Raw genomic sequence first — 16,376 nt, 5'->3', positions numbered from 1 at the left:
TGACGTTCAGTGCTCAGTTCTGAAAGTCACGAAAAAAGGGAGGACTGTTAATCCTTACAAAGAATAGATGATTAATGAATAGTCTGGCGCTCAATAGGGTTATGAGCAAAATTCAGAAGTCGTGTGAGAGGTCCAGGTGCTATCTGAGCGGAGTCCGAAGATGAAAGAGCTGGCTTAGAAAGCCAGCTCTACTACGAATTAACGCCCTACCCGGGCTTGCAAGGAGGCCGGATAGCGTTCCCCCACCACTTTTACCGTTTCCAGTGCCTGAGTGATTTTCTGCATCTCACTGGCGCTGAGGTTGACCTCAGCCGCACCGAGATTCTCCTCCAGACGATGCAACTTGGTGGTGCCCGGAATCGGCACAATCCATGGCTTTTGTGCTAACAACCACGCCAAAGCGATTTGTGCCGAGGTGACCGCTTTCTCTGCGGCGAGCTGAGCTAACAGGGTGACGAGTTGTTCATTGGCGGCCATGGCGTCGGCGGCAAAACGCGGCACCTGACTGCGAAAATCATCTGCGCCGAAGGTCGAACCGGTCTTGATCGATCCTGTGAGGAATCCTTTGCCCAACGGGCTGAAGGGGACAAAGCCAATACCCAGTTCTTCCAACAGCGGCAGGATTTCCTGCTCGGGCTCGCGCCACCACATTGAGTATTCACTTTGCAGTGCGGTGACCGGTTGCACCGCGTGCGCACGCCGGATGGTGTTCGCCCCCGCTTCAGACAGGCCAAAATGTTTGACCTTCCCTTCCTGAATCAGCGCCTGGACTGTGCCCGCGACATCTTCAATCGGCACCTCGGGATCCACGCGATGCTGGTAAAGCAGGTCGATGACATCCGTTTTGAGTCGACGCAGTGAGCCTTCCACCGCCAGCCGAATATGCTCAGGTCGGCTGTTCAGAATCTGTTGTTTATTATCGTCGCCAAAGGTGAAACCAAATTTAGTGGCAATCACCACCTGGTCGCGGAAAGGTTTAAGCGCTTCCCCGACCACTTCCTCGTTGAGATAAGGGCCATAGACTTCAGCGGTATCGAAGAATGTGACTCCGCGCTCGACGGCTGCACGGATCAATTTTACCGCCTGGTCGGTGTCGGTCGCCGGGCCATAGCCATGGCTCAATCCCATGCATCCTAGTCCTAATGCGGAGACTTCAAGACCGGAGGTACCCAGTTGACGTTTTTGCATCACTTCACTCCTCGTGGATAAGCAGATTACACATCGAGTTTGCGGCTGGTGAGCCACTCAATTCTGGCGGGGTCACGATGTGAGAAGAAGGCGCTGGTGGCGGTGTCGATCGCGGCGATTTTCATCATCTCGTCGTCATCGAGCGAGAAGTCCAGCACGTCGATATTCTCTGCCATACGCGCTTTACGCACGGTTTTCGCCAGAGAGACGATGCCGCGTTGGAAGATCCAGCGCAGCACCACCTGTCCCACGCTTTTACCGTATTTTTCCCCGATGGAGGTCAGCAATGGATGTTCGAATAATCCATTCCGTCCTTCGGCGAAAGGTGCCCAGGCTTCAGGTTGAATGCCGTGGCTTTTCATCCACGGGGCTGCATGCAGTTGTTGGTTGAACGGGTTGACCTCAACCTGGTTAACGGCGGGCACCACCTTATTAAACGCCATCAGATCGGCCAGACGGTCGGGGTGGAAGTTGCTGACACCTATCGCGCGGATATTACCCGCTTGCTGCAACTCCTCCATGGCACGCCATGCCCCATGCACGTCACCATACGGCTGGTGGATCAGATAGAGATCGACGTAATCCATCTGCAAGCGATTCAACGAGCGCTCAAACTGGGCTTTCGCCCCTTCATAGTGGGTGTCCTGCAACCACAGCTTGGTCGTCACAAACAGCGCATCGCGGGCAATGCCACTCTGTTTGATGGCATTGCCGACCTGGGTTTCATTCTGGTATGACGCGGCAGTGTCGATCAGGCGATATCCGGTCTCAATGGCGTCAATCACGGCTCGCTCGCACTCTGCGGCATCCGTCATCTGGAAAACACCAAAGCCCAGTAAGGGCATATCAAGACCGTTGTTGAGTTTTACTGATTGCATGTGGCTGTCCTTCTATTCCAGTGTGGAAGAAGCATAACGCGGTGACAGCCATTCGATTAGAGGGGGAAATCCGCTAGGGTTTATCGATTTGGCTCATGAATCACATCCGCCTGCGTATGTTCCACCCGCAATGCCCTCGTCTTATCCAGAAAGAAAGGTCGCAGATAGGCCACAGAATTGGACAGGGGCAAGACGTCATCGCTGAGCAGAATACCGATCTCCTCGCGCAAATAGCGGCGACGCGTTTCGATACGCTGCCACAACGCTGGATAGGACGCGCTGATCTCTGCTTGCAGTCCTGCATCCGCCAGCACCACACACTCTTCCGCACTCACGCCGGTGTAGCCCGGCACCGAAGGGATGATATCAATCTGCATGACCATGCCGATCTTCAGCACTTCATCTGAATCGGGATAAACCGGAGAAGACATCCACTCTTCGTCTGAGACCAGATGGCCCGGATTGAGATGCCAGCCATACACGGCTTTTGGTAAAACATCCTCGACAAGCTGATACAGTGCAGCACCGGTCTTACCGATTTGGATGCTCTCCAGCCAGGCAACCACGGCGGAGAAGTAGGGTTTGGCCATGCGATCGAGCCAGTCTTCTTGCGCGGCAGGCAGCTCGCTTTCATCTGCTATCACAAATCCTGTTCGACTGGATAGCCCTCCTTTGAAGCCGGTTGTCAGCGAGAGCGGATCACCCTTTTTCACTGCCTTGTAGGTTGGATAGAGGTTGGCTTTTTCAAATCGGCTGCCGGTCGCCGCGATGGAAACCACCGTGTTGTACTGTCCTTCGGCGGCCAGATACGCAGCCAGTTCGACCTCCCGCACTCCCACCTCAATAGCATTAAGCGCATTCAAAATGCAGTTCGATGCCAGGTTGGCACCGTATTCATAGTGGGCGATTTCATTGGCGTTGCTGGTGGTTCTGGCCCCGCTGCGGCCGCCGATAAACAGATGCGCAGCATTCTCTAATATTGCGTCAGCCTTGAGCGTTTGCTTTACCGCCTGAACAATAAAGTACGGCAGGTCAAAATAGGCGTTGCCATTCCCTGCTGCCGGGGTAAACATCTTCCAGCCGACCAGCCCAACTTTGTTTTTATGGTTGAGCCCGGCGTTGGAGAATAACTGTTCGAGTGGTACTTCATTATCCATCGGCTGGTTCGGCAGTGAGAAGAACGGGCAGTGCATTAGCCTGACAGGGACACGCGAGTATTGGGCAAGTTTGAGGTTTTCATTACCCAGTATCACAGTGCATTCACCACTGGCCTCAACAATCAACACGCCTTCTTCAAAACGCGGAATAAACCCCGTCAGGTATTCAAAGTTGCCGCCATGTTCTTTATCCGCATAAATCACCAGAGCATCAAAGCCCTCATGCTTCATGCCTTGAAGCACTTTGGCTTTGCGCTCTTCGATGGTTTCATCCGACAGGAAGACAGGTTCAACCTGATTGAATTGAACAGGCGCCTGGGTTGGCCCGTACTTGATGCTTTTGGACACCATGGTGTTACACCTCATGTTGGGTTGTTGGCCGTAATCGCGGATACCATAGCATAGCGGGTTTCAAAGGAATGACGCTGAAAAGTCACCTTGCGATTACTTCAGTAACTTAATGAACCGTATCGTTTTTTTTAGGATTTTCAGGCTGAAAATCACCAGTAATGATGGATAAATGCCGCTATTTTCAGGACAGCGCATTGAAGGACTCAAGTCTGGGCTATTGGCACCTTAAAAACGCCGATCGGTTAAGCCTCTCAGGTGCTGCTAATGGACATCATACAATCTTCAGAGGTGATGCCTCTCTGTCAGGGATCAAACATGCAGGCGTCAGTTTAGCGCTTGTCCGTTTAACTTTTTCCGACCGCCATAAATGGCAACCTACGACGATTGTTCGCGTTTGCCTTTAGGGACGCATTAAGGTGTAACGACATGAAGATTCACTTTTTTTCTTAAGTGGGCAGCGTCAGGCTAAACCTGAAGTCTTCAGCCGCGAAAAGTTAGGGAGTACAGTTATGAAGTTGTGCTTACTCGTCTGTAAGACGTTAATTTGTCCATGTGTCAGGCATGGAAGCTGAAATCGATGTATATCCAGCATGAAAAATAAAAAAACCACCATTAAAAATCACACCTATCCAATTGAAATATATGATAAATATTGGGATTTTCAGGCTGAAAATGACCTTGATCTTACAGCAAAAATGGTGTCGAAAACTAATTCTTGAGCTTTAACCCTGGTTTGAGAGAGTGTGTATCTATCGTGGGTAGGCTAACTGTAGCTGAATACAAAAAGGCCATCATTGAGAAAATGCTCGTTAGTTAGGTTAGGTTAGGTTAGGTTAGGTTAGGTATTCAGAGTAATCGTTTGATTGCAGCCTTTATATTCTGTGCGGGCTCTGCCGCCACTACTGCCCCCTCTGGGCCGTCCTCGCGCCGCTGACGCGGTACCTTCGACTTCCACGTCATGCCGGACGGACCGTTCGCGGATGACCATCCATGGTCGGCCGCGAACTGCCCCACGCCTCCCCGCGTGGGGCTCCTGGCCCAACGTAAAAGTCTCAGCGCTGCGGATAACCCAGAGGGGGCAGCAGAGGCGTCATAGCCTCAAACAATGTGCCCTTTTTGACAACCCGCACTGAAGCTCATGAGCTGGCTGGAACGGGGCATGAGAGGCGTCAAAACTTCAGGAAATGTGCCTTTATTGACACCCCCACTGAAGCTGATGAGCAAGCCGGGACGGGCAGGAGAGGCGTCACTCCCTCAAACAACGTGCTGTTCTGACAACACGCATTGAAGCTGATAGCAGGCTGGGACGGAATAGCAGAAGCGTCATAGCCTCAGACAACGTGCTCTTTTGACAACCCGCACTTAAGCTGATGAGCAGGCTGGGGCCGCACCGGGGCAGGCATCCGCAGCGCTGAACGGAGTGAGTCTGCCAGGAGAGCCCGCAGGACGCGGGCGAAAGGTGGCGCTGGAACATGGATGTTCCATCGGCACCGGTCCGTTAAGGCAGACGAGTGAAGTGAAGGCACCGCGTAGCGGCGCGAGGACCGCCAGCCCCGATGTGGTCCCAGACGGCGTTTGCGCCAGTTGCTAAACTGACATTTGTATTTCGTTGCGTGACATTTCTGTGAGACGGTTTTTAAACGCCCCTGTATTGAGGGATGCATGAAGAAGTTGATCATATAACTCATGTCGTTCTTAAATGCGTTAATTAAACAAGTGACATTTCCCTGGCCAATCAGTAAAGACATCACTCATAAATGATCAGCTATTTTAAAACCAGCAGGAGAGGGAAGGGAAGGGAAGGGAAGGGAAGGGAAGAAGACTTTCATTGAAATGAAAAAAATACACCACGAATAATTTCAATTAACTAATTGTTCCTGAAGGATTAAATCCTCATTTTCAGACTGAAAATACCCATGAATATTGATCAGACAGAAATCGTTACTTGCCAGGCTCAAAAATATTGGTAGGGTAGGGGAGTCTTCAAAATTCGCATATCCGGTAAATTTTACAAATATAATGCCAGCATTAGCAAAAAGATCGTAACATATTGATTTAATTAAATTATACTACAACCACGCAAATCCAACACTTCCATAAAAATTCCAGTTTTATCGCTTTTTACCAAAAAACTGGCTTGTGACTCTTTTTTTAGTAAAATAACGAAAAATTCGACTATTGAGGTGCTTATGAAGCGAGATTACGGTGACGTGTTTGACATCGCCAACCGTGCGAATGGAATGCTGCACGGCCTGAGCAGCCACATCGAACAGCAGCGTCAGGAATTTAACCAGCAGGGCTACTACCACACCTTCACCCGCAACTCGGTGGCCAACCTTCCCTTACTGAGCAAGCATGCGGTCGCTGCAGCCATCAGTGAAATGGAAGCATCAGGATATGAATTCGGCAGAAAACAAACCGGCAGCACGTCGCAATATGCCATGAGCATCCAAAATGTCGTTGATATCTATCAGCATCGTAAAGTGCCCAAGTATCGCGATAAGCACAAAGACCCGTTTGTCATCTTTGTGGTCAACCTCAAGGGTGGGGTATCGAAAACGGTCACCACCGTCACGCTGGCACACGGATTACGCGCCCATCCAGGCTTACTGTACAACGATCTGCGCATCCTTGTTATCGATCTCGATCCTCAAGCCTCCAGCACCATGTTTTTAAGCCATACAAACAGTGTGGGTTCAGTACTGGAAACCGCTGCCCAGGCGATGCTGAATGACGTCAGCACCGAGCAATTACGTGCACAATTTATTAAGCCAACGGTCATGCCAGGCGTGGACGTGATGCCTGCCTCGATTGATGATGGATTCGTTGCCAGTGACTGGGACGCGCTCGTGGCCGAGAATTTACCGGGTGTCGCACCGTCTGAAGTCCTGCGCCGCAACGTGATTGATCGTCTGGCGGATGACTACGACTTCATCTTCATCGATACCGGACCTCATCTGGATGCATTCATGCTCAATGCAATCGCCGCCAGCGACCTCCTGTTAACGCCGACACCGCCGGCTCAGGTCGATTTTCATTCGACGATGAAATACCTGACGCGCCTGCCAGAAATGCTGGAACGCATTGAGAATGAAGGCATTGAGCCAAGGCTCAAAGCAAATATCGGTTTTATGTCCAAAATGACGACAAAGCACGATCACGTCACTTCACACAGTTTTGCGCGCGAAGTCTTCACCAAATCGATGCTGGATGCGGTGTTACCGCGTTTAGATGGCTTTGAGCGCTGTGGCGAATCTTTTGACACGGTGATCAGCGCCAACCCGAGTTCTTATCCCGGCAGTGCCGACGCACTGAGAAAGGCGAAGCAGGAAGCTGAGAATTTTTCTCGCGCTGTTTTTGACCGTATTGAATATATCAGGAGTACAAAGTGACCGAACAAAAATCACTGAAACGCATTGGCCGCACCATGGGGCAATCCCAGATGTCCAGCTTCATCAACAGCGGCAATCAGTCACGCGTTTTCACTTTGAAATCCGGCAATACTGCGACTTTCGTGCGTCAGCTGATCCCCAGTGGCGAAGTGGCGTCGAAAACCTTTGTTGACGCCAAAGTGAATGGTCGCGATCAGTCTGCGCTGACTGAGGAGTCAGTTAAGGACATCACTCGCACCATTGAACTACAGCAGTTCTTCCCCGCGATAGGGCGTATGGTCGATGGCCGAATCGAAATCATGGATGGTTCTCGCCGTCGTGCTGCTTGTCTGTTTGCGGGCACCGGTTTGGAAGTTCTGGTGACCGAGGATGAAATTGATATCAGTGATGCGCGTCAGTTAGCCGCTGATATTCAGACAGCGAAAGAGCATAACCTGCGTGAACTGGGTCAGCGTTTCCTGATGATGGAAGCGCAGGGGATGAACAAAACTGAGATCGCCAAAGCAGAAGGGATTTCAAACGCCAAGGTCACTCGCGCCTTCCAGGCTGCATGGGTGCCAGCAGAATTTATTGAGTTGATCCCTGTGGTTTCCGATCTGAGTATCCCTGATTACAAACTGCTTCTGGACGTGGCTGAAGAAGCAAAAGCAGAGGGTGTCGCAGTTCATGATGTTGTTGAACAGGTCAAAGAGCGGATGGACGAAGATGCTGCGTTGCAGAAGCTGAATTCTGACGATCAAAAAACCCGGATTTTGTCATTCTTCACCACCACTAAAAAACAGCTGATCAAACCGGTTAAAAACAAAAGTGTAACCACTGAAAAGTTTGGCCAATTTACTGACCGTACCGCTTACGCGAAACGTAAAACCAATGCGGAAAAGCGTCATGTGCAGTATGAATTCCATCGGCTGCCAGCAGCAACGCTGGATGAGATCGACGCCGCGATCAAAACCATTCTCGACAAAGCTCGTTAACTTCCTCGATACGATCTAAAAGGGGCGTGGTGACCACGTCCCGATTTATTCACCGCAAATCATCCTCTGCTGTTCAATAAGCGATAAAACGTCACCAGACGCGCTATGCCGATATATATCTGCAAAGCCGTGACACATCAGGTTTAGGCAACTCGACGCTTTAGAGGCGCATTGAAGCGTTAATGGATAGACCAACTTTAACTGTCTCAATCCAGAATTGAATACCCATCTTAAAACTCACTTATCCCGTTATCAAAAAATGCGGGATCGTTATTGCATCATCTTCCCGGATCGTTGATCTCATTGGTTTGAGCTTCTCGGTGTCGGGCTTAAACCCCTTTTCCATTGATTTTTATCCCCTTTATCCACAGGCCAGATCCAATTATTCGATCATAATGAGATCCCATTGAGATCATAAGAGATCCCGGATCGCTGCAGGCCTTGGTATCACTGGGCTGAGAGACCCTTACTAACCGCTATAAAGAGTAAATCAACCGCTATACAGAGCAGAATAACCGATGAAAAGAGTAGAACAACCGATGAAGAGAGTGGGCAATAACCGCTGTAGTGAGTAGATCTGAGCGCGGGCTGTGTATAAAGGATCTGCCTGTGTATAACTCTTCGCCGCATAACGTTGTCTCTTTAGGCGTTTTGTTTAATTGCCAATCGGTAGGACGTGTTTTTTATCCCCGTTATTCACTGGCTAGATCAAATAACAGATCAATCTAAGATCCAATAAGTTCCATAGAGATCCCGACAGCGGCTAAAGCCTTACAGCACAGGGCCTGGCAGGGTATTGCTAACCGCTATAGAGAGTAAAGTAACCGCTATGGAGAGTAAATTAACCTTTATAGAGAGTAGTCTAACCGATGAAGTGAGTGCTAGTATCCGCTATAGAGAGTAAACGCGATACGTCACTGTAGATAAATCGGATCCTCAAAATGTCGGAAAATGAGCTAGAAAACAGCAACATAGTTGAAGCCTTTTCGGAAACTGACAAGCGAACGGGTGAACTTGTTGTACTGACTCCTAACAGAGACAATACCGTCCAACCGGTCGCTTTAATGAGACTGGGCCTGTTTGTTCCCACGTTAAAGTCCACGAATAACCGCAAGAACGATACGACGGCGGTCACTGACGTGACTAACGAGCTGAAATTGCTGTCGATCGTCAAATCTGAGGGCTATGAAAGGATCAGGATCATTGGCCAGCGTCTGGATATGGATAACGATTTTAAGACGTGGGTAGGGATCATCCATGCGTTTGCCAAATACAAAGTGACCAATGACAAGGTTATTTTGCCCTTTGTCGAATTCGTTAAGCTGTGCGGCATCCCTTCCTCACGCTCTTCAGCCAAGCTCAGAGAGCGCCTGGAAGCCTCCCTGATTCGTATTGCCTCAAACACCATTCAGTTTGGCACAGCGGATAAGGACGAGCTTTATGTGACTCACCTGGTGCAATCAGCCAAGTACAGCGTGAAAAAAGACACCGTCGAGCTTCAGGCCGACCCAAAACTGTTTGAACTCTATCAGTTCGACAGAAAAGTGCTGCTGCAGCTGCGCGCCATTAACGCATTGGCGCGTAAGGAGTCTGCACAGGCCCTTTACACCTTCATTGAGAGTCTGCCCCCTAATCCAGCGCCGATCTCCATGGCGCGCCTGCGACAGCGCTTAAATTTGACGTCGCGCCCCATCACTCAGAACGCAACGGTTCGCCGGGCAATGGAGCAGCTGAAGGATATTGGATACCTTGATTTTACCGAGGTAAAACGCGGTAACGTCGTCTATTTCCACATCCATTATCGCCGGCCCAAACTCAAACCTGCCGAACTGCCTCTCAAGCTGCCAGAGATCCTGGAGGATGAACTGGAGCTGGATGACGCCATCGATATTGAGGACGTGGTTGAAGTTAGCGAGCCACAAGGTGAGATGGTGATGCTGTCTAAAGCAGAATTGAAGATCCTCGAAAAACTCCGCAAAGGGAAGGCGAAATAGCTTTCCACTCTTCGCCCCATCTAGATTGATCGAATAACCACTATAGTGAGCAGTGCTCTCTATAGTGGTTATCTACGTGATGGAGATCCCGTCCTCGATCCTTGAAATTGCCCGCAACACGCGCATTTGTTACCCGGTAACCACTATAGAGAGTAAAAGGCTACTCACTATAGTGGTTATGCATCAAGATGCGCGCCAGATTCCAGTATTTTCATCCTAACTCATTGAAGTGTTGCCATTATTTTGGCAGAAGGGCATAAGTTAGTGCATCACGCTGAAGATCGGTTTGTTCGCGATGATCTTACCCTATAACCACTATAGAGAGTGGATGCATGCTCTCTATAGTGGTTATTTGGCAAAAGTGACGGCATCACTTTTATTTTATTGAGTTGTAAGGATTTTCTTGAACGGATTTTGTGCAATATGGAATGGCAAATGCTCGGATTTTTTGAGTAATTAAAGTGGTTTTTTTATAATTAAAACATGGTCTTAAATGATTTTCCTTCAAGTATGCCGGGGGCATAACATCAGGGGTTTACTCTCTATAGTGGATAGCGATTGCCAGCTTCTAACACGTTGAATTCTGACTCTCTTCCATTGAGATGCCCGCTGAGCCAAGGGTTCCTGTCTTACGAATGGACTAACCGCTATAGAGAGCAGATTTACTCTCTATAGCGGTTAGTTAAATTGATGGTATGACCAATAATTTAATATTAATCATATTGTTGTGGTGAGCTTCGTTATCATGGACAGCTGAAGTGATGACACCGACTAACCGCTATAGAGAGTAAATCTGTGACGTTCAAGCAAGCGTTATGGGGATCTGATCAAGATCCGCGGATCTTGCGTGCTGGCTCTAAGGATCAAACAACCACTATAAACAGTAAATCTAACCACTATAGAGAGTACTTACTCACTATAGTGGTTAGATTGGGACGACCACCCTGGTAAGCACTAACCTGCGAAGCCTTGTAGTGCAGGGTGTTAGTGGTTACTAACTTTAATTATTAGCATTTAGTCTGCGGGAGTCACATTGCGGCCGCCAGTGGCGCATCCCGGCCTTAGCTAACTGCGTTACTCTCTATAGTGGTTACTGGTTGGAATCTCGATCACAGATCTTGAGTTGAAAAGGATCAAAGGATGAACGGTTTTTGATGCAGTACCTGTCGAGCGGGCCTTGTCAGCCCCTCCAGCATCAACGGAATAATTTGTTCACCGGTGAGAGGAGCGAGCATCAAGGGGGCATCTTTGGCGGGGTGATACCACACGATTTCTTCAATCTCCGCAGCAGGTGCAAGGGTGCCTGCATACGCACGGACTAAAAATATCTCTGCGATAAGCGTGCATCCCGGTTCATTGGCTGCTACGTCCATGAACTGCCCGACGAAATGGGTATCCTGTTCCGCTATCTGAATTTGCAGTTCTTCACTGAGTTCACGCATCAGCGCAGTGACCGGGGATTCTGTGCTTTCAATTTTCCCACCAGGCTGCATGAAGAATGGTGTGCCACGTTTACGCACCAGCAACATTCGATCTTGTTCATCCATGATGATTGCTGCCGCGATACGTATGGTTTTGGCTGGGTTCACTTTTATCTCTCTCTTTTGCGCTTGAGGTTACACCAAGTTTTTGGCTGCGGGGGTAGGTGCGCAAGCTGACTTCAACTGAGAACGATTATTAATAACGTTTAAGCTCAGGTCAAACGCAATCGTGGATGTGGAGTCTCAGGAACTATCGAGGAGTGGGGCTTTAGCGACTACGAACAAGCCGGTGCCCGCGCACCGGCCCACCGCAGTGACTCAACGAATCTTATCAAGCAGCTGTTCTGCACCTTTATCAATGCCGGTTTCTGCTGCACTCATTGAGCCGAATGTGGCGCCCACGTTCATCGCATTGGGATATTGCTCAGTGACATAAGCGAGCAGCAGTTCGTTAGTGGTGGCGTCTTTAATTTCAACCGCGTAATTGACGTAGCCGCTCATCATGCCGCGACCGCCTCGCACAGACTGCACAATGTTGTAAGGGCCACCCGCCAGATCGAATTTCGTCACGGTGCCAATAACCTGTGGTGTGGTGTCCGCACCGGTCAGGGTGAGCTTGATCCGGAGCGCATGCGGTGTGTCGGCAGGCGGCGTCATGGCAAATTTCTCGGCCAACACCTCAGTGAATTTTTTGTGCATGTAATTGGCTAATTGACGGCGGTCATCCATTGCCATGTCATTAAACTGTGCGTCGCTGCCACTATAAATTTCAACGGGATCCAGCATGACGCTGCGGTATTTACTCCAGTCCACCGGCGCGGCATACCGGAACGGGATCCGATCGCTGTCATCTGCTGTATTAGCGCTCATGCGGGAAGACGATGCAATGCCAGAATACTTCACGGGTGCGGTTGAAGAGCAGCCAGCAACAGCAACGACCGCCGCAAGCACGAGGGTGCGGTACACAGAATTCATATCCATCATTCTCCAAAAATTAGCCATTCATAATTAAACTGTACGGTATAGTTAATATCGATTATGCTCTTTCTGTCAACGGGGGATACGCGATTTTTTATGAAGCTGATGTCAGTGGGGGGATGCGTGTGGACGAATCTTGTGCGGCAAGAGCAGGGTGCTGATGAGTGACCGATACCTGGACAAGGTCGGAGAACTGGCATTGAGAGATTGGCCACTCATATGCGTGCTGATCATCGCAGCAAGCATGTTGCTTTGGCGGGTAGGGAGCAATGTCTGCACACTGCTTCATATCCGAAAGCAAGGTGTGCAGCAAAGGCAGTACTATGCAGCGAAAGTGTGGGGAGCCCGGGTTTCATCCCTGGTCATTTTGCTGCTGGTAGACTGCCTGGTGGTGGTGGCGACCGGTCTTGTTGTTACGCTAAGGCTCATTGACGTCGCGATAAATTGAGGGCAACGCTAGCTGACGCCCTTTAAAAACACCTCAACGGCATCCTTCACCATGGCGGCGACTTGCTTATCTGAATACACCGGCATATCGCGTTTGAGAAACAGCTCATCGGCCTCAGCTTTAACCAGTGAAGAAAACTGTTTCGCTCTCAGGGCCGGGTTGTTGCGGCTTAAATCGCCGTTCTCCATATGGTGCTCCATAACGCCAGCCAGCGCGTTCATGCTTTCACGCACACCCGATTCATAGAACAGCTCACCAATATTGGAGTGACCCGCTTCACCCAGGACCATGCGGTAAAGCTGCAATCCCTTCCAGTCTGACGTCATGGCGCCGAGCATACCTTCGCCAAATCGCTGCAGCTTTTCGGCCAGCGTGAGCTGTTGATTCTCGTCGCTGTTTAAATCACTTGCCGCGTGGGTGAGAAAGTTGGTGCCAAATGCTCTGACCACCGCATCAAACAGATTCTCTTTAGAATCGTAATAGTTGTAGAGCGTGGCCTTCGAACCACCAGCACGTCTGGCGACCTCATTCATTGAGGCCCGCTCATAGCCATGTTCCAGAAAAACCGCAGAAGCAGCATTCAGAATGTCCGCTCTCTTTTGCTCTGTTAGCGTGCGCATATCTCATCTCCCCCTCATTAGCGGGTTACCTTAACAAAACCGAACGGTTCATTAAAGGCTGCGGGTGGGGAAGTGCTGCGTTATGGCAAAATTGATGGCAACGCCCAACTACTTAGCGAGACGAACGACAAATTTGCCATCCTCCTTCTTAATTTTGGCTCCTTTATCAGCCCACCGATCGGCAAGCTCAAAAAACTCATCGGCACTGATATTAAAGTCCAGAACCACTTCCCGATATTCACCACTACGCAGCAGTTCATTGGCCTTTTTCAATGATTTAGCACTCGCATTTTTCATGTCATTTTTTCCGGTTGGGTTAGGTCACGTTTTACACAGAATACGCTTTAGGTCCTGCTTAGTCGTGCGTAAAGCTTGCGGCAAAAGTCCTAAATCGAGCCACAAAATAGGCCAAGCCTGACAACTACCGGGAGGGGGAAGATGTTTTAAGTCTGCCCCTATTTATAAAATCCAACCAATGGTTAAAACGGAGAAATGCAGACTTAAAAGACAGAAATTCCATGCATAAGAAAGGGGCATCTGATGGCAACTTTTCTCCGTGATAGTTATAGAAATTGATGATATTCAACGGCGTTTCTCACTTTTTCTAATGCGTGACTCAAGTTATCCAGGCTGACAGATCCCAGTGCAAGACGCAGAGCATGGGGCACATTAGGCGTGGTGCTGAAAGGCTCAGCGGTTGAAACAGAGATGTGTTCATTCATCAGGCGCCGCACCACAGGTTCGGCCCGAACCTCTTCAGGCAGCGGCAACCAGGCAAAATAAGAGCAGGGATGGCTAATCACATTGAGTGGTGCAAGGTGAGTCCGCGCCATCGCCTGACGGCGGCTCGCATCCTGACGTTTCAGCGCCTCAAGCCGGCCGATGGTGCCGTCCTGAAGCCAGCTGGAAACAAGGGTGGTCATCAGGGCAGGGGTATTCCAGGTCGTGGCGCGAATGGCTCTTTCAAGCGCAGAGCGCAAGGCGGGAGGAGATACCACTGCGCCGACCCGGAGTCCGGCAGCAATATTTTTGGCAAAGCCGGTGACGTAAACGGTGCGCTCGGGCGCAAACCAGACCAGCGGAGGAGGCGCATCGGGAGCCAGATACGCATAAGCCCCATCCTCAATGATGAGTAAATCCTGCTCGCGAGCGATCGCGACCATTTCCAGACGCTGATCCGGGTTCAACACCCATCCAAGCGGGTTGTGTAGCGTTGGCATGGCGTACAGTGCGCGCACGCGACGGCGTTTGCACAGCTGCCTGAGTGCGTGAAGGTCCGGTCCAGCGGCGTTGGCCGGAATGGGTTCCAGCTCCAGCTGATAGAGCCCTGCCAGCGCCTTGAAACCTGGATAGGTCAGCGCATCCACGGCCACCACATCGCCAGGGCGCAGAAGCCCCATGACGGTAACGGTCAGTCCGTGTTGAGCACCATTCACGATAAGGAGATTGTCAGCCGCAGGGGTGAAGCCGGCTCCGCCGAGCCAGGCAGCAATCGCTTCACGATCGTTCAGCTTGCCAGCATGAGGCTGATAACGCAGCAGGGATTCGAGGTCACCCGAAGTCGTCAACCCGCGCAGGGCATCGCGCAGTATTTCGGCCTGACCTGGCAGGGCGGGATAGTTGAAGTTGAGATCAACCACGTCGCTTGCCACCACCTGCTGATCAAGTCCCAGCCCCTGGGGCAGCGTGATCTCCCTGACAAACATGCCACGACCGGTTTCACCGCTGACGAGGCCCATTGCTTCGAGTTCAGCATAGACGCGCGTGGCGGTAGCCAGTGACACCTGTCTGGCTGCTGATAACGCGCGATGCGTCGGCAGGCGCGTACCAGCGGCAATGTTGCCGTCACGAATGGCCGCAGCGTATTCATCGACAATGGCTTTATAGCGGGCTTTCAACGAAATGTATCCATGACAATTTTTTGATTGTCTTAAATTGTGGTGTGTACTCTGTATGACGTCAATCCTGGTCCAGGGATTCAATCGCTATGAGGTTTCCGCGTGGTAAATACAGTGGTACATAAAACCGATCCCAATGCGCTGTCCGGCTGGCTGAACGGCCTGCTTGGCGTGATCATCTTCAGCGGCTCGCTGCCGGCTACACGGGTTGCGGTTAGGGATCTCGATCCCTATTTCCTGACGTTTAGCCGGGCGTCAATCGCTGGCGTGTTGGCTCTGCTACTGATCTTCAGCTTCAGGGAAAAGCGGCCTAATGCCAGACAAATCGTTTCACTGATTGTCGTCTCTCTCGGCGTGGTGATCGGTTTTCCGCTGCTGACCGCGATGGCGCTGCGGCACCTCACTTCGGTGCACTCCATTGTTTTCCTCGGGCTTCTGCCGCTCTCCACGGCCATGTTCGGTGTGATTCGCGGCGGTGAACGGCCGCATCGGGCATTCTGGATTTTTTCTACTCTTGGCAGCCTGCTGGTGGTGGGTTTCGCGCTTTCAAATAACCTGGCCGTCTCCCTGACTGGCGATCTCCTGATGCTGGCCGCCGTGGTGGTTTGCGGTCTGGGTTATGCTGAGGGGGCGAAGCTTTCACGTACGCTGGGCGGCTGGCAGGTGATCAGTTGGGCGTTGATTATTTCACTTCCATTCATGGTAGCCGCTTCTTTCTACACGCTGCCCACCAGCTTCAGCCATGTCAGTCTCTCGGCTTGGATCGCACTGGCCTATGTCTCGCTTTTTAGCATGATGATCGGGTTTATCTTCTGGTACAAAGGATTGGCCATCGGCGGTATTGCGGCAGTCGGGCAACTGCAGCTGCTTCAGCCCTTTTTCGGGCTAGGCCTGTCTGCCACTTTGCTGCATGAAACCGTCAGTCCGTTGATGCTGGTGATTACGCTGGGCGTCATTCTCTGTGTGATGGGGTCGAGGAAGTTTGCACGTTAAACAAATGTTCGTGCGGGTATTTCA

General features: G+C 50.8%; 13 protein-coding genes. 5 read left to right on the top strand and 8 right to left on the bottom strand.

Features of this window, described 5'->3' with window-relative positions; all coding sequences use genetic code 11:
- Positions 1–198 precede the first annotated feature (198 nt).
- The 3 genes from ACPUC8_RS10485 to ACPUC8_RS10475 all read right to left on the bottom strand — a co-directional run bounded on the left by ACPUC8_RS10485 (position 199) and on the right by ACPUC8_RS10475 (position 3,574).
- Positions 199–1,188 (bottom strand): aldo/keto reductase, encoded by a 990-nt coding sequence (locus tag ACPUC8_RS10485; protein ID WP_494926193.1) that lies wholly within the window; start codon positions 1,186–1,188, stop codon positions 199–201.
- Positions 1,189–1,214: 26 nt separating this feature from the next.
- Positions 1,215–2,066, bottom strand: coding sequence for an aldo/keto reductase (locus ACPUC8_RS10480; RefSeq protein WP_494926192.1), 852 nt, complete (start codon positions 2,064–2,066; stop codon positions 1,215–1,217).
- An 80-nt stretch (positions 2,067–2,146) separates the two neighbouring features.
- Entirely contained in the window at positions 2,147–3,574 is a 1,428-nt protein-coding gene (locus ACPUC8_RS10475; protein ID WP_494926191.1) for a M24 family metallopeptidase, read from the bottom strand.
- Between the two features lie 2,189 nt (positions 3,575–5,763).
- On the opposite strand from ACPUC8_RS10475, the gene ACPUC8_RS10470 reads away from it, so the two are divergent.
- The 3 genes from ACPUC8_RS10470 to ACPUC8_RS10460 all read left to right on the top strand — a co-directional run bounded on the left by ACPUC8_RS10470 (position 5,764) and on the right by ACPUC8_RS10460 (position 9,934).
- A complete protein-coding gene (locus ACPUC8_RS10470) occupies positions 5,764–6,966 on the top strand; it encodes an AAA family ATPase (protein ID WP_494926190.1) in 1,203 nt (400 codons plus the stop codon).
- 35 nt (positions 6,967–7,001) lie between these two features.
- On the top strand, positions 7,002–7,940 hold the full coding sequence (locus ACPUC8_RS10465) for a ParB family protein (protein ID WP_494926313.1): 939 nt from the start codon (positions 7,002–7,004) through the stop codon (positions 7,938–7,940).
- Positions 7,941–8,881: 941 nt separating this feature from the next.
- Positions 8,882–9,934 (top strand): RepB family plasmid replication initiator protein, encoded by a 1,053-nt coding sequence (locus ACPUC8_RS10460; RefSeq protein ID WP_039337002.1) that lies wholly within the window; start codon positions 8,882–8,884, stop codon positions 9,932–9,934.
- A 1,133-nt stretch (positions 9,935–11,067) separates the two neighbouring features.
- Here the strand turns inward: ACPUC8_RS10460 and ACPUC8_RS10455 are convergent.
- The gene (locus ACPUC8_RS10455) at positions 11,068–11,523 is read right to left on the bottom strand and encodes an NUDIX hydrolase (protein ID WP_494926189.1); all 456 of its coding nucleotides are present in this window, start codon (positions 11,521–11,523) and stop codon (positions 11,068–11,070) included.
- 210 nt (positions 11,524–11,733) lie between these two features.
- Positions 11,734–12,399, bottom strand: a complete 666-nt coding sequence (locus ACPUC8_RS10450) for a DUF3313 domain-containing protein (protein ID WP_494926188.1) — start codon at positions 12,397–12,399, stop codon at positions 11,734–11,736.
- Positions 12,400–12,553: 154 nt separating this feature from the next.
- Here ACPUC8_RS10450 and ACPUC8_RS10445 point away from each other — a divergent pair, with 154 nt between their 5' ends.
- Positions 12,554–12,841 (top strand): hypothetical protein, encoded by a 288-nt coding sequence (locus tag ACPUC8_RS10445; RefSeq protein WP_494926187.1) that lies wholly within the window; start codon positions 12,554–12,556, stop codon positions 12,839–12,841.
- An 8-nt stretch (positions 12,842–12,849) separates the two neighbouring features.
- On the opposite strand, the gene ACPUC8_RS10440 is transcribed toward ACPUC8_RS10445, so the two are convergent.
- The 3 genes from ACPUC8_RS10440 to ACPUC8_RS10430 form a co-directional block, all read right to left on the bottom strand.
- Positions 12,850–13,461: a TetR/AcrR family transcriptional regulator gene (locus tag ACPUC8_RS10440; protein ID WP_494926186.1), complete on the bottom strand. Its 612-nt coding sequence runs from the start codon at positions 13,459–13,461 to the stop codon at positions 12,850–12,852.
- A 108-nt stretch (positions 13,462–13,569) separates the two neighbouring features.
- Positions 13,570–13,758: a hypothetical protein gene (locus ACPUC8_RS10435; protein ID WP_039337008.1), complete on the bottom strand. Its 189-nt coding sequence runs from the start codon at positions 13,756–13,758 to the stop codon at positions 13,570–13,572.
- Between the two features lie 266 nt (positions 13,759–14,024).
- Positions 14,025–15,359, bottom strand: a complete 1,335-nt coding sequence (locus ACPUC8_RS10430; RefSeq protein WP_494926185.1) for an aminotransferase-like domain-containing protein — start codon at positions 15,357–15,359, stop codon at positions 14,025–14,027.
- Positions 15,360–15,461: 102 nt separating this feature from the next.
- Between ACPUC8_RS10430 and ACPUC8_RS10425 the strand changes: the two genes are divergently transcribed.
- Positions 15,462–16,352, top strand: a complete 891-nt coding sequence (locus ACPUC8_RS10425; RefSeq protein ID WP_494926184.1) for a DMT family transporter — start codon at positions 15,462–15,464, stop codon at positions 16,350–16,352.
- Positions 16,353–16,376 lie beyond the last annotated feature (24 nt).

It is taken from the genome of Pantoea sp. CFCC18177 (assembly GCF_059412425.1).
The sequence above is the reverse complement of the archived record's forward strand: the minus strand, read 5'-3'. Positions and strand labels throughout refer to the sequence as shown.

Bases quoted from the DNA above. Each gene is read 5' to 3' on its own strand.
- ACPUC8_RS10440 (WP_494926186.1), bottom strand. From the start codon at position 13,461: ATGCGCACGCTAACAGAGCAAAAGAGAGCGGACATTCTGAATGCTGCT.
- ACPUC8_RS10435 (WP_039337008.1), bottom strand. From the start codon at position 13,758: ATGAAAAATGCGAGTGCTAAATCATTGAAAAAGGCCAATGAACTGCTG.
- ACPUC8_RS10450 (WP_494926188.1), bottom strand. From the start codon at position 12,399: ATGATGGATATGAATTCTGTGTACCGCACCCTCGTGCTTGCGGCGGTC.
- ACPUC8_RS10485 (WP_494926193.1), bottom strand. From the start codon at position 1,188: ATGCAAAAACGTCAACTGGGTACCTCCGGTCTTGAAGTCTCCGCATTA.
- ACPUC8_RS10465 (WP_494926313.1), top strand. From the start codon at position 7,002: ATGGGGCAATCCCAGATGTCCAGCTTCATCAACAGCGGCAATCAGTCA.
- ACPUC8_RS10460 (WP_039337002.1), top strand. From the start codon at position 8,882: ATGTCGGAAAATGAGCTAGAAAACAGCAACATAGTTGAAGCCTTTTCG.
- ACPUC8_RS10445 (WP_494926187.1), top strand. From the start codon at position 12,554: ATGAGTGACCGATACCTGGACAAGGTCGGAGAACTGGCATTGAGAGAT.
- ACPUC8_RS10475 (WP_494926191.1), bottom strand. From the start codon at position 3,574: ATGGTGTCCAAAAGCATCAAGTACGGGCCAACCCAGGCGCCTGTTCAA.
- ACPUC8_RS10470 (WP_494926190.1), top strand. From the start codon at position 5,764: ATGAAGCGAGATTACGGTGACGTGTTTGACATCGCCAACCGTGCGAAT.
- ACPUC8_RS10480 (WP_494926192.1), bottom strand. From the start codon at position 2,066: ATGCAATCAGTAAAACTCAACAACGGTCTTGATATGCCCTTACTGGGC.